13 protein-coding genes are annotated in these 21809 nt (G+C 72.7%); 10 read left to right on the forward strand and 3 right to left on the reverse strand.

Annotated features, from left to right (window positions below; genetic code table 11):
- Positions 1 to 10: 10 nt before the first annotated feature.
- Positions 11 to 2716 carry a DUF5916 domain-containing protein gene (locus ACLIRP_RS01115; RefSeq protein WP_412062110.1) on the reverse strand — a complete coding sequence of 902 codons (2706 nt, stop codon included), beginning with the start codon at positions 2714 to 2716 and terminating at the stop codon, positions 11 to 13.
- Between the two features lie 115 nt (positions 2717 to 2831).
- Positions 2832 to 3524: a SprT-like domain-containing protein gene (locus ACLIRP_RS01120; RefSeq protein WP_412062111.1), complete on the reverse strand. Its 693-nt coding sequence runs from the start codon at positions 3522 to 3524 to the stop codon at positions 2832 to 2834.
- Between the two features lie 184 nt (positions 3525 to 3708).
- Between ACLIRP_RS01120 and ACLIRP_RS01125 the strand changes: the two genes are divergently transcribed.
- On the forward strand, positions 3709 to 5793 hold the full coding sequence (locus ACLIRP_RS01125) for an ATP-binding protein (protein ID WP_412062112.1): 2085 nt from the start codon (positions 3709 to 3711) through the stop codon (positions 5791 to 5793).
- A 60-nt stretch (positions 5794 to 5853) separates the two neighbouring features.
- On the opposite strand, the gene ACLIRP_RS01130 is transcribed toward ACLIRP_RS01125, so the two are convergent.
- Positions 5854 to 7050, reverse strand: a complete 1197-nt coding sequence (locus ACLIRP_RS01130; protein WP_412062113.1) for a winged helix-turn-helix domain-containing protein — start codon at positions 7048 to 7050, stop codon at positions 5854 to 5856.
- Positions 7051 to 7124: 74 nt separating this feature from the next.
- Between ACLIRP_RS01130 and ACLIRP_RS01135 the strand changes: the two genes are divergently transcribed.
- The 9 genes from ACLIRP_RS01135 (at position 7125) to ACLIRP_RS01175 (ending at position 21806) form a co-directional block, all read left to right on the forward strand.
- Entirely contained in the window at positions 7125 to 9440 is a 2316-nt protein-coding gene (locus tag ACLIRP_RS01135; protein ID WP_412062114.1) for a serine hydrolase domain-containing protein, read from the forward strand.
- Positions 9441 to 10390: 950 nt separating this feature from the next.
- A complete protein-coding gene (locus tag ACLIRP_RS01140; protein WP_412062115.1) occupies positions 10391 to 10609 on the forward strand; it encodes a hypothetical protein in 219 nt (72 codons plus the stop codon).
- Between the two features lie 156 nt (positions 10610 to 10765).
- On the forward strand, positions 10766 to 11296 hold the full coding sequence (locus tag ACLIRP_RS01145) for a hypothetical protein (protein ID WP_412062116.1): 531 nt from the start codon (positions 10766 to 10768) through the stop codon (positions 11294 to 11296).
- 211 nt (positions 11297 to 11507) lie between these two features.
- Positions 11508 to 12482, forward strand: a complete 975-nt coding sequence (locus ACLIRP_RS01150) for a DUF6166 domain-containing protein (protein WP_412062117.1) — start codon at positions 11508 to 11510, stop codon at positions 12480 to 12482.
- Between the two features lie 75 nt (positions 12483 to 12557).
- Complete coding sequence (locus ACLIRP_RS01155) at positions 12558 to 13469, forward strand: ArdC-like ssDNA-binding domain-containing protein (RefSeq protein ID WP_412062118.1); 912 nt, start codon at positions 12558 to 12560, stop codon at positions 13467 to 13469.
- A gap of 130 nt (positions 13470 to 13599) precedes the next feature.
- Positions 13600 to 14400 carry a hypothetical protein gene (locus ACLIRP_RS01160; RefSeq protein ID WP_412062119.1) on the forward strand — a complete coding sequence of 267 codons (801 nt, stop codon included), beginning with the start codon at positions 13600 to 13602 and terminating at the stop codon, positions 14398 to 14400.
- Positions 14397 to 14936, forward strand: a complete 540-nt coding sequence (locus tag ACLIRP_RS01165) for a DUF1788 domain-containing protein (protein ID WP_412062120.1) — start codon at positions 14397 to 14399, stop codon at positions 14934 to 14936. The genes ACLIRP_RS01160 and ACLIRP_RS01165 overlap by 4 nt, the downstream gene beginning before the upstream one ends.
- 50 nt (positions 14937 to 14986) lie before the next feature.
- Positions 14987 to 18424 (forward strand): BREX system P-loop protein BrxC, encoded by a 3438-nt coding sequence (brxC, locus tag ACLIRP_RS01170; RefSeq protein WP_412062121.1) that lies wholly within the window; start codon positions 14987 to 14989, stop codon positions 18422 to 18424.
- 73 nt (positions 18425 to 18497) lie between these two features.
- Complete coding sequence (locus ACLIRP_RS01175; protein ID WP_412062122.1) at positions 18498 to 21806, forward strand: Eco57I restriction-modification methylase domain-containing protein; 3309 nt, start codon at positions 18498 to 18500, stop codon at positions 21804 to 21806.
- The last annotated feature ends 3 nt before the right edge of the window (positions 21807 to 21809 follow it).

Consider the following 21809-nt stretch of genomic DNA (forward strand, 5'->3'; position numbering starts at 1 on the left):
GCGAGCCCCGCTAGAGCCCGAACCAGTAGGTCGCCTTCAGCAGGAACACGTTCTCGACCGGCGCCCGGAACACCTCGCCGATCTCCTCGCCGACCCCGAACCCGTCGTACGGCGCGAACTCCGAGCGCTGCTGCTGCCAGACGGCGAACAGCGTCGAGCCCGGGCGCCACTCCCAGCGGAGGACGGCGTTGCCGCGCAGCGAGCGGAAGTTGAAGTCCCGGTTGCCAAGCTGGAACGGCGCGCCGCCGTCGCCGGGGTCGATGTCGAAGGCCACAACCGCGCCCTCGCCGTCGAGCACCTCGGCGACCGTCCCGCGCGCGACGCCGAAGACGTCGAAGTCGAACGAGCCCGGCGTGCGGAACTCCTTGAGGCTCGAGTACTGGCCCGTCGTCACGAACGGCTGGGCGAAGAGCTGGAGCGTGAGGTCGGGCGTGAACGTCCAGTCGGCGCGGACGCCGAGGTCGAACGAGACCTGGCGGATGTCGGCGAACACGTAGCGCGTGCCGTCGAGCGCCGCCGCCGGGTCCTCGATGCGGGCGACGAACTGGTCGTTGTCGCGCTCCCAGCCGATCGTCGGCTCGATGGAGAGCGAGAGCGCGTTGCTCGGGCGGACCGTCATCTCGGCGCCGACGTAGCGGTCGTACTCGGCGGGCGCGCCGTCGTATTCATTCGCGAACTCCGAGCGGACGCTGGCGAAGAGGCCGCCCGAGACGACGCGGCTCTGGTCGGTGTTCACGTTCATCCGGATCCCGGCATCCGTCGGGCGCTCGGCGATCGGCCCGCCGCGCGTCAGGCGGTCGTTTTTCTGCGGGCCCGTCGCGTTGACGCCGAGGTTGACCGACCACTGGTTCTGGAACTGGGCGTAGGCGCCGCCCCCGTAGTAGTGGCCGATGAGGTCGCCGTCGAAGTTGGACACGTAGCCCCCGTAGTGGTACACGCTGTAGCGGCGGAGCGGCGGGGCCTCCGACTGGCGGCGGCCCACGAAGTAGTTGATCGACGCCACGTCCGCGCGGTTCTGGAACCCGAGGTCGTTGACGTCGAAGCCCGGCGACGTCGCGGCGCCGGTCAGCGAGGCGTCCCAGCTGTCCTCGACGCTGCGCTGGACCGACAGCTCGGCGTGCGCGCCGGCCAGGCTCGTCCGGCTCGGGTCGACCGACAGGTGCCCGGCGTCGGGGCGCTGGTAATAGCGCTGCGGGGCGGTCTGCAAGCGTGTGACGAACGCCTCGCTGCCCCGGACCACGCTCGTCGCGGCGACGCCGCTGACGGCCCACGCGCGCTCGGCGAACCGGTGCTCGAAGTCGAGGCCCGCGAGCGTGGCGCTGGACGCGGTGATGCCCTCGAACAGGCCGTCCGACCCCATCCGCCGGCTGGCGTTCGTGACGATGCCGCCGACGACTGTGTTGCCGGCCCGGAAGTCGCGGCGGACGCGGCCGACGAGGTAATTCGACAGCGGCTCGACGGGCGAGCGGAGCTCCTGGCCGTCCGTCGTGAGGTAGCGCGCGTCCTCCTCCAGCGTCACCGCGTCGAGGAGGCCGACGGACCACGGGCCGACCTTGCCGCTGACCTTGGCCGCCGCCGCGATCGGCGTCTGGTCCGGCGCGTCGACGTAGGCGATGTCGCCGCCGCCGAGCCGCCGCGTGGGTGAGCGGCCGATGCGGCGCGAGTAGAAGAAGGTCGGCCGGAAGGAGACGTTGTTGGTCCGCGTGCCGCCGTACTCGAAGATGTCGACGCCCTCGACGAAGAACGGCCGCCGCTCCTCGAAGAAGTTCTCGAACTGGCTCAGGTTGACGACCGCCGGGTCGGCCTCGACCTGCCCGAAGTCGGGGTTGACGGTCGCCGTCAGCGTCAGATTCGAGGACAGCCCGATCGTCGCGTCGAAGCCCGCGTTCGGGCCGAAGGCGTTCTCCTGGTAGAACGGGTTGTCGGCGTCGCCGGGCGCCTGCGTGAGCTGGGTGAGAGCATACGGGACGATCTCGATCTGGCGCGGCGCGCGCTGCACGTCGAGCCCATCGAGTCGGCCGAACCGGGAGACGAAGCCGTTCGCGTCGGGCAGGATGGGCGCCCAGAACACGTCCTCGCCGGTCGTCGGCATGCGGCGCTGGAACTGGATGCCCCAGACCTCGGGCCCGGCGCCGGTCGTGTAGCGGAGCTGGGAGAACGGGATCCGCATCTCGACGGTGTAGCCCGCGCCCTCGGCGCTCTCGAACCGCGCCGACTTGCCCTCCCAGACGGCGTCCCAGCTCGTGTCCTCGTCGCCGTCGTTGAACATCAGGATGTCCTGCTCGACGTTGCCGGCCGTGACGCCAAAGTAGAAGGCCGTCCGGTCGTCGTTGTACGAGTCGAAGGCGACGGCCACGCGGTCACTCCCGACAAACTGGTCGCGGCGCGCGAGCCGGGCGACGAGCGTGCTCGGGTCGCGGACGTAGCACCAGAAGGCGACGTAGAGCGCGTCGTCGCCGTAGAGCACGGCGGCCTCCGTCCGCTCGGTCGCTGGGTCGCCGGGCGCCGGCGTTCGCTGCACGAAGCCGGTCGCCCGAGGGGCCGTCGCCCACACCGCTTCGTCGGGCACGCCGTCGATGCGCGGCGCGGGCGCGTCGGCCAGCGGGACCGTCTGGAGCGTCGGCGGGACGCGGAGGGCTGTGGGGCCCGCGGACTGGGCGAGGGCGGCGGGGACGAGCAGGATGGCCAGGAGGCCGAGGGGGAGCAACGTGCGCACGGGCGGGGTCGGTGGGGTGGGGGCGTGACGGCCCACCCGACCGGGTGTTGCGCCGGAGTGCAAAAATATTAACAGGTGCTCGGTCAGGCTATCCAGGTGCTTGCATTCGAGGGCGTTACCGAGGTGGCCGCGCGAATCGCAAGCGGAAGCGCGCATCGAACCGGCCCCCGCTGTGGCGCCGGCAGCACGCTGCGCACGCCGTCGCCCGGGAGGGCCGCCGGGCCCGCCGGTGCGTCTCGCCGCACCCGGGGCAGCTCGCCTCGACCCCGGTCCACCCGCCGAAGGCGCCGGGCTCACTCCCGCCGGGCCAGATGACGGCGCCTGAGGCCGCGTGCGTCACCCGGAAATACGCCGGCCGGCGAGCGGCATGGCAGAGCCGGCAGCGGCGCGGGTGGACCGGCTGGCGGTGGAGCCCGTGGCTCGCGCCGCACGACGGGCAGACGGCGCGGTACGGGGCGTTGTCGTCGGGGAGGTCGCCCGCGAATGTCCGCTCGGGCGCGGCGCCGCACGCGACGGCGAGCGCCTTCCAGGTCGCGTCGTGCGCCGACCGGCCCCGCCGCTCGGCGTCGATGGCGTGGGCGATCTCGTGGCGGACGGTGTCCTCGACGTCGGCGGGCGCGAGCGCGCGGGTGAGGGGGGCGGAGAGCGTGATCCGCTTGTCGCCGATCCGGCAGACGCCCAGGCGGCGCCGGGCGCGGTCGAAGCCGACCGTCCAGCCACGCGCCTGGAGCGGGGCGCCGAGGAGCTCGTGGCCGAGCTCGTCCATCAGGCGGAGCGCGAGGGCGCGGGTGTCGTCGAGCGTCGGCATCGGGCCCCGAACGGGGCCGCGCGCGCCGGGGTCCGTCGCCAGCGGGGCCGATCGGAGCGCCTTCTGGGCGGATCGCTTGATTGTTTGCGAGACGGACCGATACACGACGACGGACAGCCTTGCCCTCGTTATGTCACTCGCTCCGCCCTCTCCCTCCGGCGACGGTTCCTCGACCGACGCCGACGTGCGCGAGTCGCCCGCCGACCGCCGCGTGGGCTGGATGTGGCGCGCGATGGGTGGCCTGCGCTCGATCCGCTCCGCCCCGCCGCCGCCCGCCCCGGCCCCCGAGGCGCTGCCGGCCTCCCTCCTCGACGCCGTCGCCGACCCCGTGGTGGTCGTCGACGCCGGCGACCGGGTGACGGCGATGAACCGGGCGGCGTGCGCCCTCCTCGGCTGCGAGACGGACGCCCACGTCGGGCAGGGCTTTGCCGACACGTTCCTACCGGCGTCCCACCGCGACGCCCACCGCGAGCGGCTCCAGGCCGGCACCGACCCCGAGGCCTCGCCGGTCCTGCTCGTCCGCGACGACGGCACGGAGGCCAAGGCCGAGATCACCGTCCGGCCGGTCGCGGACGACGGCGCGCTCTTCGGGCTGACCCTGCGCGACCTCGGCGCCGCCCAGCGCGCCGCCAGCCACGACGAGCGCCGCCGCCGCACGCTCCGCACGATCGTCGACACCATCCCCGACCCCGTCGTCGCCGTCGACCGGGCGGGCCGCGTCGTCTTCCGCAACCGCGCGAGCCTGGCGCTCGGCCGCGACGCCGGCATCGGGCCGGGCTCGCCCGGGAGCCCGCCCGACGCCGGCGCCGACGCGCGCTGGCGCGACGCCCAGGCCGTCCTGCGATCGGGCCAGCAGACCGAAGTCGAAGAGCCCGACGGCCGGGGCGGCACCCAGCGCACGACGCGGATCCCGGTGCTCGACGCGAGCGGCGGGGTCATCGGGCTCGTCGTCATCTCGCACGACATCACCGAGCGGAAGGCCGAGGAGGCCCGGCTGCACGTCGAGAAGGAGGCGGCCGAGGCGGCGGCGCGCGCGAACGGCGAGTTCCTGGCGACGACGAGCCACGAGATCCGCACGTTGATGAGCGGCGTCACCGGCATGACGGCGCTCCTGCTCGGCACCGACCTCGACGAGGAGCAGCGCGACTACGTGGACACCGTGCGCACGTCGAGCAACGCCCTGCTGACGGTCGTCAACGACATCCTGGACCTGTCGAAGATCGAGGCGGGGATGCTGGAGGTGGAGCACCGCCCGTTCGACGTCCGCCGCGTGGTCAAGGAGGCCACCAACATGGTCGCTCAGCAGGCCTCGGCGAAGGGGCTCGCCCTCACCACCGAGGTCGCCGACGCCGTCCCCGAGGAAGCGCTCGGCGACGAGACACGGGTCCGGCAGGTGCTGGTGAACCTGCTGTCAAACGCGCTCAAGTTCACCGACGCGGGCTCGGTTCGGGTCAGGGTGACGGCCGGCGACGCCCTCACGTTCGCCATCGAGGACACGGGCGTCGGGATCGCGGCGGACCGGCTGGCGGCCATCTTCGAGCGCTACGCCCAGGCCGACGCCTCGACCTCGCGGACGCACGGTGGGACGGGCCTTGGCCTCGCGATCTGCCACAAGCTCGTCGAACTGATGGGTGGCGAGCTGTCGGCCGAGTCGGAGCCGGGCGCGGGCTCGACGTTCCGGTTCACGGTCGCCCCTGCGGCGTCCGACGATGCGGAGGGCTTGGCCGATCCGGCGGCGCCCGCCCCGTCGACTCTGCCCGCTGCGAGCCCTGAGGCTGCCGCCAGCCCCGCACTCGCGAGCCCTGCGCCAGCCCCGGCCGCCCCCGTCCCCGACGCCGCTCCTCAGCCGACGGATCGGCCCCCATCGGCCGTCATGTCGGACGACATCCTGCCTTCGGCCCGTGTGTTGCTCGTCGAGGACGACCCGGTGATGCAGAAGGTGACCAAGCTGACCCTGCTCCGCCTGGGCTACCGCCCGGACGTGGTCGCGAACGGCGCGCTCGCCGTCGACGCCGCACGGTCGGGCGTCTACGACGTCGTCCTGATGGACGTGATGATGCCGATCATGGACGGCCTGGAGGCGACGCGCCGGATTCGCGCCGACGACGGCGCCCACGCCACGACGCCGATCGTCGCGCTGACGGCGAACGCCATGAAGGGCGACCACCAGCGCTGCATGGCCGCCGGGTGCGACGAGTACCTCACCAAGCCCGTCGACGCGCGCCTGCTGGCGGCCACCATCGAGCGCGCCGTCCGCGCGCGGGCCTGAGCGCTCGGCCCGCCACGGGCCGCCGGTCGTGCAGGGCCAGCGACACGAGGACGGCGACGGCTACGCGCCCGGACTCGTCTCCGGGGCGGCGAGCGCCGCGCGCGCCGCGACGAGCGCGCCCGCCACGCACGCCCCGAACACCAGCCCCTCCACGCCGCCCAGGGCCGACTGCGCCACCGGCCCGAAGTCGGCCTCGCCGAACAGCCGCCCGAGCGCGTCGAGGCGGAGCCGCGACCCGGGGAAGGTCCGGGCGACGAGGTCCAGGCTCCCGCCCATCAGGTGCCCGCCGAGGCGGGGGATGAGCCCGCCCGCGAGGGCGCCCACGGCCCCGGCCCCCGCCGCCGCCCCCCACCGGGGCCCGGCGTCGCCCAGCCGCGCGCCGAGCGCGAGCGCGACGCCGAGCGCGGCGCCCTCGAGCCCCCCGGTGAACCCCGCCGGCGCCTGCCCGAACAGGAGCTGGAACGCGTCGGCGCCCAGAAGCTTCGCGGCCCCGCCCACCCCGAGCCCGCCCAGCGCCGCCCCCACCACGCTCCACGCGAACGGCCGCCGGCGGGCCCACGCCACCGCCGCCATTCCCGCACCGACCCCGGCCCCGCCCACGAGACCCACGAGCACGTTGAGCGCGAGGAGCACCACGAGCACCGAGGCCGTCCCGAGCCCGGCGCCGGCGTAGGCCAGGGCCGACCCGTAGAGCAGCCCGCCGAGCACCCCGGCCGACGCGCCGCCGAGCGCCCCCGCGCCCGCCCACAACGCGGCCGTCCGCAAGGGCCACCGGCGGGCGGGGCCCGACGCCGATGGGCTTGGGGCCGAGAGACCCGCCTGCGTTGGGGGAGGGGAGAGGGCCGCCGGTGCGGCGGCGGCGGGCTCCACCGGCGGCGAGCCGAGCGCCTCGACGGGCCCGATAAACCGGTACCCGTGTCGGGGTACCGTCTCGATAAAGCGGGGGGCCGAGGCGTCGTCGCCCAGCCGCTGGCGGACCTCCTTCACGCACTGCGTGAGCGCGCTGTCGCTGACGACCACGTCGTCCCAGACCTCCTCGAAAAACCGGTCCTTCTCGACGAGCCTGCCATGCTCGCGCACCAAGAGCACGAGGGCGTCGAAGTAGCGGGCGTTGAGGTCGACGCGCGCCTCGCCCTCCCACAGCTGGCGCTCGCTCGGGTCGAGGACGAACGGGCCGAACCGGTAACGCCGCTCGCCGGAGGGGGCGCGCTCACCGGCGACCTCACCGGTCGTCAGGGGCTCATCAGGGGTGCTCACAGAGGGCTTAGGTGGGGCTCACGCGCCGGAACCGGCGGGCAGAGAGGTTACGCCCTCCACCGAGACCCCCGTCCATGCCTTCCGCCCCGACCGACCGCCCCACGTCCCCCGACCGCCCCCGATGGGGCCGCGGCCGTCTCGTCTACTGGTCCCTCGCCGCCCTCGTCCTCGTCGCCGCCGCCGTCGGCACCCGCGTCACGGACGAGGTGACCTGGACCCTCTTCGACTTCGCCGTCGCCGCGGGGCTGCTGGCCGCCGTCGGCCTGGCCTTCGAGGCCGTCGCGCGGCGGACGGCTTCCACGCCCTACCGGTGGGGGGCCGCCCTAGCCCTCGGGACCGCGTTCATCCTCGTCTGGGCGCTGGGCGCCGTCGGCGTCATCGGGTCCGAGGACGAGCCAGTGAACCTCCTCTACTTTGGCGTCCTCGCCGTTGGCGCCATCGGGGCGGCCCTCGCCCGCCTCCGCCCGCGCGGGATGGCTCGCGCGCTTGCTGCGACGGCTGCCGCGCAGGCCGCCGTGGCCGTCGGCGCCCTGGTCGGCGGCTGGGGCACCCCGCTCCACGGGGCCCTCGAGGTCGTCGTGATCAACGCCGGCTTCGTCGCGCTGTGGGCCGCCGCCGCGGCCTGCTTCCTCCGCGCGGCCCGGGAGACGCCGGCCGGTCCAACGCCTTCGGAGCGCTCCGCGGCCGGGAGCGCGGCGGCCCTGATCGTCTTCGCCCTCTTCGCCGGTCCGCCAGCGGGGGCCCAGAACACTCAGGGTGCCCCCCCCGACGTCGACGGCGTCTTCGCCTGGGCCTCACCCGACGCCCCCGGCTGCGTCGCTGCCGTCGACCACCGCGGTGAGCGGGTCGTCCAGCGGGCCGCCGGCGCGGCCAACCTCGAGACCGGCGCGCCCCTCACCCTCGACACCCGGTTCGACGTGGGGTCCGTCGTCAAGCAGGTCGTCGCGGCTACCGTCGTCCTCCTCGCCGAGGACGGCCGCCTCTCGCTCGCCGACGACGTCCGCCGGTACATCCCCGAACTCCCCGACCCTGGGCACGCCGTCACCCTCGACCACCTCCTCACGCACACCGGCGGCGTCCGCGACTGGACGGCGCTCCAGCGGCTCGCGCCCGAGCCCGAGGAGGCGCTCGCCCTCGTCTTGCGCCAGCGCGGCCTCGACTTCCCGCCGGGCACCGCCTGGGCCTACTCCAACAGCGGGTACGTCCTGCTCAAGGAGGTCGTCACCCGTGTCGCCGGGGCCCCCTTCGGCGAGATCGCCCGGGCCCGCCTGTTCGAGCCGCTCGGCATGGCCCGGACGGTCTACGCCGAGGACGCCGCGGCCGTCCCCGGCCTCGCCCACGCCTACGCGCCCGAGGGCGACGGCTGGCGGCCCGACGTCCTCACCGGCCCCACGCGGGGCGGCGGCGGCGCCCTCTACAGCACGGCCGGCGACCTTCTCCGCTGGAACCGGGCGCTCTCCGAGGACCACCTCGGCCCCGCCGTCACGGCCGCACTCCACGAGCCCGCCCGGCTCGCCAACGGCCGCGTGCTCCCCTACGGCCGGGGCCTCTTCCTCGACGACGACCGCGCCGGGCCCGTCGTCTGGCACGGAGGGAGCGCGGCGGGCTACAAGTCGACCCTCGTCCGGTCTCCCCGCGAGCACGTCTCCATCGCCGTCCTGTGCAACGCCGGGGACGCCGTCCGGCCGACGGACCTCGCCCGCCAGCTGTTCGACCGGGTCGCGCCGGACGCCCGCGAGCCCGAGGCCGCGCCGCAGACCGGCCCGGCGGCCCCGGCCGAGGTCGCCGGGCTCTACGTCCACGAGCGGACGGGCGACCCGCTCCGAGTCGCGGTCGACGACGGCGCGCTCCGCGTGGAGGGAGGGCCTCCCCTGACCGCTCTTGCAACGGACCGCTTCCGGGCCGAGCGCCCGTCCCTGCGCGTCCGGTCCGCCGACCGGTTCGAGCTCCGGGTCGTGGGTCCAGACGCCCTGGAGGTCGTGTCGATGGAGGGGGAGACCGATCGCTACCGTCGCGCCCGGCCCACGCCGCTCGACGCGGCCGGGCGGGAGGTCGTCGCCGGCACCTACGCCAGCGACGACCTCCGGGCCGTCTTGGAGGTCGTGCCGACGGCGGACGGGCTCGGCGTCCGCCTCAACGGCTCGCGGCTGTTTCCCCTCTCGCCCGCCGACGGCGACGCGTTCCAGCTCGGGCGGATGTGGATCCGGTTCCAGCGTGACGCCGCTGGCCGCACCGTCGCCCTCGACTACCGCAACCCCGCCCTCGGCCCCGTCCGATTCCATCGAGAGAGGGGGACTGTCGGTAACAAAGCCGAGGCCGCGGTGGCCTGCCCCTCAAGCAGTAGGACCCCGACGGGCACAGCAGCCTGTTCCTCCGGCCCTCGTCCATGACCGAGGCCGCCGCCAGCGCCGGGCGGCGTTGGGGACAGCCCACGAAAACTAAAACCGCCCCTCTTCAGCCGGGAAGGCCGAAAAGGGGCGGTCTGTGGTGGAGATGCCGGGAGTCGAACATTGTGCGTCAAATAGGTCTTGTTGGTCCATGTGCTCCGGTTGTGCTAGTGGGGTCCAACTATGGGTCTGGTAATGGGTCGGATTAAATCGGTGCCGCTTCAATGCTGGGCCACATCGCGAACCCGGTCCAGTCTCGGGGACGGTGGCCCTCGGCTCGAGCCCGCTGGTCTTCGGGGGAGAGGTAGGGGACGTAGGCCCGGACCCAGTACCGGATTGCCTGGCGCCGACCGACCCCGAACTCGTCGGTGATCCGCTGGAGCGCCTCCTCGACTCGGATGTGCTCGTAGATGATCCATTCCTGGACCTGCCCGACACGGCACCTGACCTCCACAGGGGTTGCGGGACGTTGTCTTGGTTTGGGGGATGGCGTGGTCGTCATGGCCTCCTGTGATCGTTCTCCCTCGTTATGTGGAACGGTGCGCGGCGCTCACAGCGATCACTCAGGATGTCACCACGGCTGGGCTGAGAGGCTCTGGAGGGCGATTTGCCTACGCGCGAAGCGGTCAATAGCGGATCGGGCAGGCAGATCTCCTCCCGACCGGGCACGTCCCGAGGGCATTGGCGCTACTTCCACCTTTGCCTGCTGTTGTGCGATAACACGTCCTCCCCAGGCGCGAGGCCACGACCATTTGGGGGAGGCGCCGGGTGCTGTTTTTAGCCCCCGGGGTCGTCCTCAAGCGGTCTCGCCGAGAGCCCGTCCCCACCTCGGGGGCGGGCTCTTCTCGTACCGCCCGGACCGATCGGGCACGGCTGGCGCCGAGGGGCGCCAGTCTCATCCATCAACGGCGAGCACGCGCTCGTCACAGCCGCGGCCGAGGGGCCGCCGTGCTATGCAACCATCCACACCCCAGGGCGAGATCCGCCCCGCCGACACGGTCGGCGATCCGACCACGGTCGACTACGCGTCGCCTGTCCTGCTCACCCGGCTCCGCCAGTACGACCGAGAGCCGATCCCGCCTGAGCTCTGCCGGCTTGGACCGGATTGCCTCGTGTGCCGCTGGCGGCGTGAGGGGCTCCTCGACCTCCGCCCCGACTCCCGGGCGGCCTAGACCCCGGCGCCCGAGCGCGCCACCCACCTGCTGGACTCGCCAGCACCGCCAGAGATCGTCTGGCACCCCCCGCGCACGTCCGCGCGGACTCACCCCCCAAGGCGGCCGGCCCTCCGGCCGAGTCGCCACAGCTACGTCCACTAAGGACGATCAACCATGAGCTACCACACCATTCCCGGACCCGGCGACCAGTGCCACTGCGGGTCCTACTACGCCTGCCGTTGCCAGCCCGAGCCCGACCCGGACGTCCTGTTCGACGAGGCTTACCAGCGAGGACACGACGCCTGCATGAGCGACGGCGCTGACAACCATCCCCTGGCCTGCTGGCCGTCCACTCCGGCCGACGCCGCGCTCGCCCGCGACTGGCGGCGCTTGGTCGCTGGCCACTCCATCGTGGGCATCGACGGTCGACGTTTCTACAGTTCCCACTGGTTCAACGTGCTACGACCGTGGCAGCACCGGGGCCTCTACGGGTTCGACCCGTTCCGGCGCGAGCCCTGCCCCGAGGGGTACCTCGCAGGCTTCGAGGACGCCATGGCCGGGCTCCCGAGCGCGGTCGACGACCCCGAGCGGCACCGGGCTTTTGCAGCGGCGCTCGACGCCTACGAGCCTGAGCCGGTCCTCTACGACTGGCCCATCGGCCCGATGCCCGCGCCGGCTGAGGACGACGACTGGATGCCGTTCTAGGCGCCCCTGTAGCAGACGACTGCGGTCCACGACGGACCGCCAACGACACGAGGCCCGGCCCCCGAGAGGAGGTCGGGCCTCGCCCATTTGTGCCCTCGCCGCTGGCGGTGGGCACGGCCGAGCCGGGAGACACCCGGACGGCACTACGGCGACCGCGCTGCTCGAACAGCGCGGCGCCATCACCACGACCGGGGGAGGCCCCCCGATTACGATGACTCAGACTCTCAACCTACACCACACGTCCCCGTCCACCGCGCCCGGCGTGCCGCCGCTCGACGCCTACGCCGCTCGCGTCGCGGCCGAGGCCGAGCGCTGGCTCACCTTCGCGACCGAGCGGACCCGGATGCAGCCGCAGACGCTCTCCCGCAAGGCGTTCGCGTCGCTCGCCTTCTCCGTCGCCCGTTCCGCATCGTCGTTCGCCGTCCCGTCCAAGCTCTCGGGCACCTCGCAGCACCAGCGCCGCCTGTGGGCGATGGTCCGCGAGATGGCGCCAGAGTGGTCCGAGCTCACGCTCGACGCCACCGACGACGGGCTGACGGCGCTCTACGACGGCGACCCCATCGGCGAGGTCCAGCCGAAGCACCTGCCGTGGTTTCGTCCACTCGTGCCCTTCGGCGCCCGGCTCTACCTGGGCTCCGTGACCGGCTCCCACCGCGACCGCGTGACCCTAGGAGTCAACATCGTCCTTGGCCACATCGGCACAGCGATGGACGGGCTCCTCGACGCGCTCGGTCAGTCGGGCGACGGGCGGGGGGACGGCTCGCAAAGCGGCCTCACGAGTTCGGCACTCGTCGTGCCCGAATGCACGGTCGCACAGGGCGACAGCGCGCCGCAGGGGGGCACCGTGCCGCCGCTCCGGCTCGTGGTGCTCCCCGAGTCCGAGGCGCTCTCCGGCGACGCCGACGACGTGGTCCTCTGGCGCCGCATCGACGGCTCCGGCCACGCGTCGGTCCCTCACGTCCGGCGCCACTCCGACGGGCTCGACTGGGGGCGCCTCGGGGCCGGGCCGGCCGACCTCGCCTTCTCGGTGCTGGCCGCGCTCTGCGGCGAGCCGGCGGCCGAGGCGCACGGGGCCGACTTCGCCTTCGAGGTCGTGTCCCGCGTGCCCTTCGCCGGGGGCGTGATCCGCGCGGCCGCCGTGCGCGCCTGGGTCGCCGCCCAGGACCAGCCGCGACCGGCGGCATAGACCGAGCTGCCTTTTCCATCACCGAGGCCGCCGCTCCCACCCAGGGGGCGGCGGCCTCTCGCATTCAGACGACCCATGAACGACGTCATCATCCCCACAACCACGGCCGGGCAGCTCGGCTTCACCTTCACCGCTCCCGCCGACGACCGGACACCGAGCCAACGCCGCGCCGACCAAGCCCGCGCTCGCCTAGCCCAGGGCCTCGACGGCATCCGCGAGGACCCCGCCGTGCTCGCGGGCTACCTCGCCTTCTGCGCCCACTTCACCGACTACAGCGCTCGCAACAAGCTCCTCGTCTACCTCCAGAACCCCCGCGCCCGTCACTGCAAGGGCTACCGCGACTGGACCCGGCACGGGCGGCAGGTCCGTAAGGGCGAGCGCGGCCTCACCATCCTCGCCCCGCTCCTCCGCAAGCCGACCGCCGACGAAGTCGCGGCCGGCGCCGACCCCGACCGGCGCATCCCGTACGGCTTCCGGGCCGTCGCGGTGTTCGACTACGCCCAGACCGACGCGGTCGCCGACGACGCGCTCGTCTACGCACCGCCAGTGTCTCGGCTGGACGCCGACGGCCCCGAGGGGCTCGTTGGCGCCATCGAGGCCGCCATCACGGCGTACGGATACGCGGTCGAGACGACGGACACGGGGTACGCCGACGGCCGGTGTCGCTTCGAAGCGAAGGTTGTCGAGGTCCGGGCCGGGCTCTCGTCCGCCGACCGCGCGGCCGTCCTCACACACGAGCTGGCCCACGCCGTCGCTCACGGTCCAGACGCGACTGACCGCCCGTCGAGGGCATCAGTGGAGCTCCAGGCGGAGGGTGCGGCCTTCGTGGGACTCGCAGCCATGGAGCTCGACACTGGCCGGTGCTCGCTGCCCTACCTCAAGAACTGGGCGTCGGGCGACGACGACGCGCTGAGCGCCGAGCTCGCGGCCATCGACCGGATCGCCGGCCTGATCCTCGACCTCGTCGGCGCCACCGAAGGGCGCTAGCTCCGACTGGAAAGGGACCCACCCTTGGGGAGGTCGGAATCCTGCCGTGGATCCGGCCTCCCCAGTACGTGCGCGTCCGAGAGGGAGCGGGACCGTCGGTAGCTTAGCGCTCTTGAGCACCGAGACTCTATTGCGTCCGACCCTAACCCCCTTCGACACCCGCGCCGAGTTCCCTGAATGGGCCGGGTTCCGGGGGCGCTCGACCGGCACCCACTCGACGCGGTCCATCATGATCGCGGACTTGGCGCGGCTCCTAGAGGCGGTCCCAACCGACGCCCCCTACGAGGCCTACGCCGAGGCCATCGTCGAGCGGAACGTCCTGGACAAGCGGACGGACACGACCCGCCGCCAGACGCTCCAGCGCCTGGGGGAGTTCTACGCCTTCGACCCGGAGGTCCCCTTGTTCCGCGCCCTCCGCGTCCTCTGGGACGCTGGCGAGGCGGCCCGGCCGCTCCTGGCCCTTCTCTCTGCCGCCGCCCGCGACGTGCTCCTCCGCGTCTCGGCGGAGGCCGTCCTCCCGTTGGAGACAGGGGCCCTCTTCGACAAGGCGGACGTGATCGGCGCCCTGGAGCGCGAGCTGCCGGCCCGGTTTACCCCGAAGTCACGCCCGCAGATCGCCCGCATCACCGCCGCCAGCTGGACCCAGTCCGGACACCTTGACGGGCACTCTCGGAAGGTCCGACGGCACGTCGACCCGCCGCCGGCCGCGGTCGCCTACGCCGTCCTCCTCGGGTACCTCTGTGGGGAGCGGGGCGGGGCGCTCTTTTCCTCCCCCTGGGCCGTCTGCCTAGACGCCCCGGCGCCGGTCCTCCAGGACCGCGCTCGCGACGCGGCCCGCCACGGGTGGATCACCTACCGCCGCAGCGGCGACGTCCTCGACGTGGACCCCCGCCCCCTCCTGACCGCAGACGCGTTCGCCCGTACCGCATGAGCCGCCTCGACACCCTCCTCGCGCGGTTCACGGCGCACCTCGAACTCCCCTGGCAACCGTCGGCCCCGCGGGTCTGGATCGTCGTGTACGACCGGGCCGACGAACGTCGGCTCCGCGCCCGGCTCGACGCCTTCGAGGCCGCCGCGACGAGCCGGGGACTGACGTGGGCGACCGTCGACGCCACGCCCCTCGTCCCGGAGTGGCTCGGGGGCCACGAGTACGCCGAGGCGTACTTCGAGTCCCCGGACCTCCTCGACGCCGAGGTCGGCGACGTGCAGGAGGTGGCCGAGTCCCGCGTGCTCGATGCCCTCAAGGCAGGGGCCGCGGCCGGGCGCCAGAGCGTCGTCGCGCTCGTCGGCGCGGGTGGGCTCTACGGCTTCGCCGACGTCCCCGCCCTCATCCGCGCCGTGGAGCAAGAGGTAACCGGCCGCCTGGTCGTCTTCTTCCCCGGATCCGTCGAGAAGGGCCGGTACCGGCTCCTCGATGGCCACGACGGGTGGGATTACCGCGCCCTCGCGATCACCGCCGACGACTGAACCCCAGACGGCCAGGCCACCCCGCCGGCCCCGCTGACCTCGACCCCTCTATGCAGAACCGCGACCTCTTCCTCCGCGACCCCCGCGAGTACGGCCTCCAGAACCACGGCGTCGCTAAGGTCCAGGACCGGAGCGACGCCGTCCTCCGCTACGAGTTGGAGACGTTCGTGTGCTCGGGGCAGTACGCCGAGGGCCTCCAGCGCATCCTCGAGGCCTACCTGGAGAGGCTCGGCCAGGCCGAACAGACGTCGGTGTGGGTGAGCGGCTTCTTCGGGAGCGGCAAGTCGCACCTCATCAAGATGCTGGCGGCGCTGTGGGAGAACGAGCCGTTCCCCGACGGGACGCCGCCGCGGGAGCTCGTCGCCGAGATCCCCACCTCGGTCACGGACCTCCTCCGGGAGCTCGACACGCGGGCCAAGCCCTACGGGGGCGCCCTCGCCCTCGCCGGCACGTTGGGGAGCGGCAACATCGACGTCCCGACCGCCGTGGCCAGCATCGTCCTCGAAGGGGTCGGCCTGCCGGGGGAGATCCACCGCGCCAGGTTCATGCTCTGGCTCCGCTCCGAGGGCAAGCTCGACGCCGTCGAGGCCGCGCTCGCCCGCGACGACCGCACGCTCGACAAGGAGCTCGCGAGCCTCTACGTCTCGCCGTCGCTCCACGCCGCGCTGGCCGAGGCCGGCCTCGACGTCGGGAGCGGGGGAGGGGCGGGCCAGACCCTCCGGAGCCAGTTCCCCAAGGTCACCACGCTCAGCACGTCGGACTTCGTGACCCTAGTCCGTGCGGCGCTCGAGACGCACGGTGACGGGGCCGGCATCCCCGCCACGCTCCTGGTCCTCGACGAGGTCCAGCAGACCATCGGGCAGTCGTCGTCCCGCGCCCTGGCGGTCCAGGAGGTCGCCGAGGCGTGCGCGTCCCGGTTCGACGGGCGCCTCCTCCTGGTGGCGACGGGGCAGCAGGCGCTTACGGCGACGCCCGACCTCCAGAAGATCGCCGGCCGGTTCTTCGTCAAGGTCCAGCTCCACGACGCCGACATCGAGCAGGTGACGAGGCGCGTCGTCCTCCGGAAGAACCCCGAGCACGTCGACGCCTTGCGCGAGGCCCTCGACGACGTCGCGGGGGAGGTCGAGCGGCACCTTCACGGGACGCCGCTCGGACCGCGCGCTGAGGACGCCGCGACGCTTACGGCCGACTACCCGCTCCTCCCGGTCCGGCGCCGAGTGTGGGAGGAACTGCTCCGCGTGTTCGACGCCGAGGGCACCACGAGCCAGCTCCGGTCTCAGCTCGGCATTGTCCACGCCGCCGCCCGTGCCGTCGCCGACGAGCCTCTCGGGACCGTCGTCCCGGCCGACTTCCTCTACGGGCACTTCGAGGCCGAGCTCCGCAACTCCGGCCAAGTCCCGCGCGAGCACCTCGACGCCATCGCCAAGCTCCAGGGCGGCCCGCCAGACGAGGTGCTCATGGCCCGCGTCTGCGCTCTGGTCTACCTCTTGGGCAAGCTGGAGACGGCCCGCCCCGCCCTCGGTCTGAGGGCGACCCCGGACGTCCTCGCCGACCTCTTGGTGTCGGATCTCCCCGATGGGAGCGCCGGGCTCCGTGCCCGCCTCCCGGGCCTCCTCGGCACGCTCCAGGCCGACGGCTTGGTCATGGAGATCGACGGGGCCTACCGCCTCCAGACGCGGGCGGGGGGCGAGTGGGAGCGCGAGTTCAGCCGCCGGGCGGGGACGCTCAAGAGCGGCGTCTCCAGCGACCTCGCCTACGCCCGCGAACAGGCCCTCAAGACGGCCGCGTCCGAGCTCGTCGGCCGCGTCAAGCTTACGCAGGGCGCGAGCAAGCTCCGGCGCGACTTCGCCCCGGGCTACGGGCTCGACGCGCCCGAGGCGACGGGCGAGCGGATTCCGCTCTGGATCCGCACCGGGTGGGACGTCTCCGAGTCCGAGGCCTTGGCCGACGCCCGGAAGCTCCCGACCGACAGCCCCGTCGTGGTCGCGTACATCCCCAAGCTGCGGGCCGACGCCCTGGAGGCCGCCATCCGCGAGCGCCTGGCGGCCCAGGGCACGCTCGACTTCAAGGGGAACGTCTCGACGCCCGAGGAGCAGGAGGCCCAGAGCGCGATGGAGACCCGGCTCAAGACGGCGCAGGACCGCGAGCGCGAGATCCTCCGCGCCATCGTCGACGGCACGCGTGTCTGGACGGCCGGGGGCGACGAGGTCGTCGCCGAGTCGCCCGAGGACGCCGTCACGGAGGCCGGCGCCCGGGCGCTCATTCGCCTCTTCCCTCAGTTCTCCCTCGCCGACGACAAGCGCTGGGGCGCCGTCTACCGGAACGCCACCAAGGGCGCCGGCGACGCGCTCCAGGCCGTCGGGTACGCCGGGGAGCCGGCCGAGCAGCCCCTCGTCAAGACCGTCCTCGACAGCTTGACAGGCTCCCAGCGCGGCCAGGAGCTCAAGAACACGTTCCGGGCAAGCCCCTACGGCTGGACCGAGGACGACGCGCTCAACGCGGCGCTCGTCGTACTCGTGGGCGCCGGTCTCGTCAAGGCGACCCACGACGGGCAGCCCGTCGACGCGAAGGCCCTCGACGCCCGCCGGATCGGGACGGCCGTCTTCCAGCGCGAGGGGATCCGGCTCTCCGCCAAGCAGCGGCTCGACCTCCGGCGCCTGCTCGGCAAGGCGCTCGGCACCACGGTCAACTCGAACCCGACGGAGGAGGCCGAGGCCGCCCGCCAGTTCGTCGAAGCGCTCCGCGACGCTCACGACGCGGCCGGGGGCGCACCGCCCGCGCCCGAGCGGCCTGACGCCCTCATGGTTCGGGAACTGGCCGACCTCCAAGGCCTGGCCCTCCTGGACGCTTTGCGCCCCGAGCACGCCCAGGCCCTCGACGACTGGCGTGCCGTCCGCAGGCAGATCGACGCCCGGCTCCCGGCCTTCCACACGCTGGAGGTGCTGGTCCGCCACGCTGAGGGGCTGGACGGTGCTCAAGACGACGTCCGGCAGGCTCGGGCCGTCCGCGACCGCAGGATGCTGCTGGCCGAACCCGACCCGGTGCCCCCGCTGCGGAAGTCGCTCGTGGGACTCCTACGGGCCGCACTCACGGAGGCCCAGGAAGCCATCGACCGCGTCGCCCAGACCGGTCTTGCCCGCCTCGACGGAGACCCCGCCTGGACCGCGCTCACCGATGACCAGCGAGCCGCGCTAGACGCCCAGTTCAACCTCACGCCCCCGGAAGCGGCGGCTGTGGCGACCGAGGACGACGTGCTCGCGGCGCTCGCCGACGAGCCCCTAGCCTCGCGCACCCTCGCGGCCGACGCGCTCGACTCCCGGTTCGGGCGTGCCCTGCAAGAGGCCGCCCGCCTCGCGGCCCCCAAGGCCACCCGGTACTCGGCGCCCAGCCGCCTGGTGTCGTCGGAGGACGAGGTCGACGCCTACGTCGACGAGCTCCGGGCCGCGCTCCTCGACAAGCTCGGCGACGGACCCGTTCTGATCTCCTAGGCCTCCGACCCGACTGCTATTCATCTACGGGGAGAGGAGCGCCCTCTTTCGCCCCCCGACTCCGCCTCTCGACATGACGAACCCCGCCCTCCCGACTGACCTCCGCAACACGCTCGAACGGACCGTCAAGAAGGCCCGCGTCGTGGCCGAGGCCGGGGCCCGGGCCGCCCTCAAGCGCTTGGCGGTCGGGGCGGCGTCGCCGCACGACCATCTCTCGGACGCCGACCGCGAGCTCCGCAACACGCTCCGCGCCCGTGCCCGCGCCCTCGGCGACGCCCGTGACCCGCAGGCCCGGGAGCAGGCGACGGACCACCTGGTCCACGAGGTTGCCTACGAGCACTGGCACGCGCTCTTGTTCGCCCGCTTCCTCGCTGCCCGCGGCGTGTTGCAGCACCCCGAGGGCGGGGCCGTCTCCATCGAGGACTGCGCCGAGCTGGCGGCCGACGAGGGCGCCGCCGACGGGTACACGCTCGCAGCCCGCTACGCGGCCTTGATGCTCCCAGCCTTATTCCGACCGGACGACCCCGTCCTGGCGCTCCCGATGGCGCCCGAGCACCGGCTCCCCCTCATCGCGGCCGTCGAGGGGCTCCCCGAGGCCGTCTTCCACGCCTGGGACAGCCTCGGCTGGGTCTACCAGTTCTGGCAGGCCGACGCCAAGGACGCCGCCAACGCCTCGGGCGACAAGATCGGCGCCGACACGCTCCCGGCCGTAACCCAGCTCTTTACCGAGGGGTACATGGTCGACTTCCTCCTGCACAACACGCTGGGCGCGTGGTGGACAGACCGGCACCCGGGCGAGCCGCTGCCGGTAGAGATGCCGTACCTCCGGCTGGACGACGACGGCCGCCCCGCCGCGGGGGGCTTTACCGGGTGGCCCGACCGCGCCGCCGACCTCCGCGTCCTCGACCCCTCCTGCGGGTCCGGGCACTTCCTGGTGGCCGCGCTCAACCTGCTCGTCCCAATGCGGCAGGCCGAGGGCAGCCTCGACGCCCGGGCCGCGTGTGACGCAGTCCTCCGCGACCAGCTCCACGGCCTGGAGCTCGAACCGCGGTGCACGCAGATCGCCGCGTTCAACCTCGCGCTCGCGGCGTGGACCTACCCCGGCGCCGGCGGCTACCGGACGCTCCCCGCGCTCAACGTGGCCTGCGCCGGGCTCGCCCCCTCGGCCTCGAAGGCCGACTGGCGGCGACTCGCAGGCACCGACGCGCTCTTGGCGCAGGCGCTCGACCGGCTCTACGAGGCGTTCCGGGAGGCGCCCACGCTCGGCTCGCTCGTCGACCCGTTGGGGGCCACCGACGACCTCGGCCTCGACCGATTCAAGGACACGCTCCCCCGGCTCGTCCGCGCGCTCGAACGGGACCAAACGCTCTTCGCGGGCGACGACGCGGCGGAGGGCGTCGTGGCGCAGGGGCTCGCCGAGGCGGCACGGCTCCTGGCGGGGCGGTACACGCTCGTCGTAACCAACGTGCCGTATCTGGGCTGGCGTAGCCAAGACAAAGCGCTCAAGTCGTTCGCTACGAAGCGATACCCGGAAGCGAAGGCCGACCTGGCAACGGTCTTTTCGGAGCGGTGCCTCGACCTCGCCGCCAGCGGGGGAACGGCGGCGCTGGTGACGCCGCAGAACTGGCTGTTCCTCGGGTCATACGAGCAGTTCCGCTTGAAGCTGCTCAAGGAACGGACAGTCGATGTCGTGGCGCGCCTCGGGCCTGGGGCGTTCGAGACCATTTCAGGCGAGATAGTGAACGTCGGCCTCTTTGCACTTACGCGCTTGAGGCCGCAGCAAGGGCACAGCTTCGCAGGCGTGGACGCGCAGCCAGGCCAGTCCCCTGAAGAGAAGGCGGAGCTACTCAAGACTGGAGAGCTGCACCAAGCAACCCAGGAAGCTCAACTCCAAAACCCCGACGCTCGAATCACGCTCGACGAGGCTTCGGATCTGGAACTGCTAGGCAAGTACGCAGACGGACTCGCAGGAGTCATGACTGGGGACGCGCCTCGATACCAGCGTCAGTTCTGGGAAGTCTTGGAAGTAGGACCTAAATGGGTACCTCAGCAAACGACACAATCTGAGACGTGCGAGTTTGGCGGGCTGGAGTATGTCGTCGACTTCGATTTGGAGGCGCGGCAACTACGGGCAAGCCAGGAGTACCGGAAGAAGCTTCACTACTCCGACGCCCGCGGAACACAGGCACTCGGAAAGACGGGGGTTACGGTGAGTTCTATGGGGTCGCTTCCAGTATCCCTTTTTACAGGGACTCTCATTGACAACAACGCTGCGCTGATTCTCCCGCACAAACCTGAGTACCTCCCCGCGATCTGGGCGTTCTGCTCGTCGCCCAAGTACACTGAGGAAGTTCGTCGTATAGATCAAGCTCTGAAGGTCACTAACTCTTCGCTTGTTAAGGTCCCGTTTGACTTGCAGCGGTGGACGAAGGCCGCCCAAGAGCAGTACCCGAACGGTCTGCCGGAGCCGCACTCCGACGACCCTACTCAGTGGCTCTTCGAGGGCGACGTAGCCTCGTCTACGGACCCACTCCAGACGGCCGTCACCCGCCTGGTGGGCTACCGCTGGCCCGCCCAGTCCGACGACGACGGAAACGCCATTCCGGACGCACTCGACGCCCACGCCGACGACGATGGCATCGTCCCGCTCGTCGCCGTCCGGGGCGAGCCCGCGGCCGAGAAGAGGCTCCGCGACCTGCTCGCCACCGCCTACGGCGACGCCTTCTCCGTCGCCCGCGTCGAGGCCCTGCTGGCCGACGCCGGCTACAAGGGCAAGTCGCTCGACCGCTGGCTCCGCGACGGGTTCTTCGCCCAGCACCTCAAGCGGTTCAACAACCGCCCCTTCGTGTGGCACGTCTGGGACGGCCGGAAGGACGGGTTCGGCGCCCTCGTCCTGTACCACAAGCTCGACCGCGCGCTCCTCGAGAAGCTCGCCTACGGCTACCTCGGCGACTGGATCACGGCCCAGACCGCCGACGCCGAGAAGGGCGCCCCCGGCGCCGACCTCCGCCTGGCCGCCGCCCGCGACCTTCAGGACCGTCTAGCGCTCATCCTGGAGGGCGAGCCGCCCCACGACCTCTTCGTCCGCTGGAAGCCGGCGTCGGAGCAGCCCATCGGCTGGGCGCCCGACCTCGACGACGGCGTCCTGGTCAACGTCCGCCCCTTTGCCGAGGCCGGCGTGCTCCGGCGCAAGACGAAGGTCCAAAGCACCAAGGACCGCGGCAAGAACCCCGACGGATCGCACTGGGGCCCCGACCGCTACAACCGCTACGAGGACGTCCCCGCCGAGCACAAGCTCCGCGACGGCGACGGCAAGGTCATCCCCGAGCTCACGAACGCCGCCCGCCGCTACGCCCGCCGCCAGGCCGGCATCGACGGTTAGCCT

Origin of the sequence: Rubrivirga halophila, assembly GCF_046845755.1 — a bacterium.
Classification (GTDB): domain Bacteria; phylum Bacteroidota; class Rhodothermia; order Rhodothermales; family Rubricoccaceae; genus Rubrivirga.

What these genes read in the sequence shown, in the direction of transcription:
- ACLIRP_RS01145 (WP_412062116.1), top strand. Translation starts at nt 10,766, where the DNA reads ATGAGCTACCACACCATTCCCGGACCCGGCGACCAGTGCCACTGCGGG.
- ACLIRP_RS01155 (WP_412062118.1), top strand. Translation starts at nt 12,558, where the DNA reads ATGAACGACGTCATCATCCCCACAACCACGGCCGGGCAGCTCGGCTTC.
- ACLIRP_RS01165 (WP_412062120.1), top strand. Translation starts at nt 14,397, where the DNA reads ATGAGCCGCCTCGACACCCTCCTCGCGCGGTTCACGGCGCACCTCGAA.
- ACLIRP_RS01120 (WP_412062111.1), bottom strand. Translation starts at nt 3,524, where the DNA reads ATGCCGACGCTCGACGACACCCGCGCCCTCGCGCTCCGCCTGATGGAC.
- ACLIRP_RS01150 (WP_412062117.1), top strand. Translation starts at nt 11,508, where the DNA reads ATGACTCAGACTCTCAACCTACACCACACGTCCCCGTCCACCGCGCCC.
- brxC (WP_412062121.1), top strand. Translation starts at nt 14,987, where the DNA reads ATGCAGAACCGCGACCTCTTCCTCCGCGACCCCCGCGAGTACGGCCTC.
- ACLIRP_RS01175 (WP_412062122.1), top strand. Translation starts at nt 18,498, where the DNA reads ATGACGAACCCCGCCCTCCCGACTGACCTCCGCAACACGCTCGAACGG.
- ACLIRP_RS01140 (WP_412062115.1), top strand. Translation starts at nt 10,391, where the DNA reads ATGCAACCATCCACACCCCAGGGCGAGATCCGCCCCGCCGACACGGTC.
- ACLIRP_RS01135 (WP_412062114.1), top strand. Translation starts at nt 7,125, where the DNA reads ATGCCTTCCGCCCCGACCGACCGCCCCACGTCCCCCGACCGCCCCCGA.